Origin of the sequence: Vibrio sp. 10N.239.312.D08, assembly GCF_041466145.1 — a bacterium.
Lineage (GTDB): Bacteria > Pseudomonadota > Gammaproteobacteria > Enterobacterales > Vibrionaceae > Vibrio > Vibrio crassostreae_C.
This window is the reverse complement of sequence record NZ_JBFSSD010000105.1, coordinates 1-1,863: the sequence shown is the minus strand read 5'-3', so window position 1 is coordinate 1,863 and position 1,863 is coordinate 1. Positions and strand designations below refer to the sequence as shown.

At 42.2% G+C, this 1,863-nt stretch carries 4 protein-coding genes; all 4 read right to left on the bottom strand.

The genetic code is table 11. From position 1 onward, the window contains the following. Positions 1–376 (bottom strand): DUF1801 domain-containing protein (locus AB6D58_RS24305; protein ID WP_372158781.1); only part of this gene is annotated, 376 nt, incomplete at its 3' end. Between the two features lie 104 nt (positions 377–480). Further along, on the bottom strand, positions 481–933 hold the full coding sequence (locus AB6D58_RS24300; RefSeq protein ID WP_136982925.1) for a hypothetical protein: 453 nt from the start codon (positions 931–933) through the stop codon (positions 481–483). Between the two features lie 26 nt (positions 934–959). Then, positions 960–1,382 (bottom strand): hypothetical protein, encoded by a 423-nt coding sequence (locus tag AB6D58_RS24295; RefSeq protein WP_136982924.1) that lies wholly within the window; start codon positions 1,380–1,382, stop codon positions 960–962. Positions 1,383–1,589: 207 nt separating this feature from the next. Continuing rightward, a partial coding sequence (locus AB6D58_RS24290) for an AAA family ATPase (RefSeq protein WP_372158780.1) occupies positions 1,590–1,863 on the bottom strand: 274 nt, incomplete at its 5' end.

The window sequence follows — 1,863 nt, the reverse complement described above, 5'->3', positions numbered from 1 at the left end:
GTTGTTGATAAGTTAAGGCTAACTCTAAGCACTGCTTGATTGGTGCTTTGGGAAGTGGTTCAGTTAGGTTCAAGACGATTGCCCGATTACCTTGAAATACCAATGTGCCATCGTGCAATTCTCTGAATGTGTCGACTAGCTTCGTTTGACAGTTAAAGAACAAGTAATAGTTGTTTGGTGACTTCAATTTCCAGTCGATTCGAATTGGGCTGCCCGTCTTAACGCTGTAACTCGGCTCGCCCCATTTCAGAGACTCTTCGACTTCACCTAGTTCCAAATCAGAGCAAAGCTCAAAGATTAATGAACGCAACTCTTCAAGCCGAGCTCGAACATCATCGGGATACTCGTCGAAATGTGTTTTGATTGCTTGGTCCATTGAACCTCCGATCCACTTGTTGAGATATTAAAATGCAGCTCACTTAAAGCATACAGCCTTAAAAATTAGTCCAACTCAAAACGAAAAGTGCCACGCCTCGTAAATCACTTTTGCGTTATCTGTTCGTTAGCGGTTTTCAAGGCCAGCTTTAAACCGTCCGTATCCTTACAACCAATGTAAACATGCTTTCCATTGCTTAGGCTTAACTTCAACGCTGAACCTATCGATGCATTATACAACCAGCCATCGCTCAGCATTCGGATGCCAATACCTTGATACCACTTGCTTTGATAGAACGATGTCTCGGTAATGTCTGACACTTCTACATTCTTACGCAAAAAGCCAAAGCCGAAATACCAACTTAGTACATTGTCTTTGACCTCAATGGTCATGGAGAAAAAGAGCAAAGCAATTAAACCATTGATGGCGTGAGCGACTAATGTCCCGGGGTTATTATCCGAGGTAACGACAATGAAAGCACTTATCGCAACAAGGATGAGCAGCAATCCCTTGTTGGATTCCTTACTATAAAACACAGTGGCAACTCCTATAGACAACGAACAATCCACTAACTAGCCAACAGTTATCTTACTGCAGCCTTTCTAAAAAATCGTAGCAAGTAATGCAGGCATACTCCCACAACCAAACCAAGTAGCATCGCCTTGATACTACCAACCCAAAGTATCAAACCAGAATAACCTTGTCCCGGACCTAAGCCTTGTTTATTAATCACATCGACAAACATAAAACCGTTCCACAGCACATGCAGTGAGGCTGTAAATCCATGCACACAAATTGCGATGGTTCCAAGTAACTTGTACTTGCTAATGACTGGTGCACCACAAAAAATGACAACAAGCGCAAAGGTAAAAATCAGAGGGCCAGACAATACTAAAGTGAGTGTGGTTACTTCAACGTGGCTATCTGTTCCATAACTGTATGTACAAAATACCATTGTCATTGAAAACAAAAGCGAAATGAGTGCGAACCATAGCGTTCTATTCATTGGGGTTCCCTGCCTTAATAGTGGGTTTAGGACAAATTCGATAATCGACAGGAAGAACTAATTACCAAAAATACGGCATGAGAAATGCCCTTGTTACTCTACTATTCGATGGACGACTCAGACTTTCATAGACCCAATGTAACGGAAGACTTAGAACACAAGCTAGATAACAAAAACGCTACTCACCTTCGCGCCTGACTACATACCTTATTGAGCTTCCTGTTGAACCCAAACAACATTTTCATTTGAAGTTGGAACCTCAAACCAAGACCAAAACAGATCTAACATTTCAGGCGTCATTTCATAAGACTTACCCTTGAGATCCGAGTTACGGCTGAATGCCCTCTCCTTACAAGTCTCAAACGGAACATCAAGATAGTGAACTTCGCTGTCCACGCCTAGGTTTGATGCCCAGCTTGTAAAAGAATCTCGGTTTGATTTACGCCAAAAACCAAAGTCAAAAATCACCGGAACACCCAAG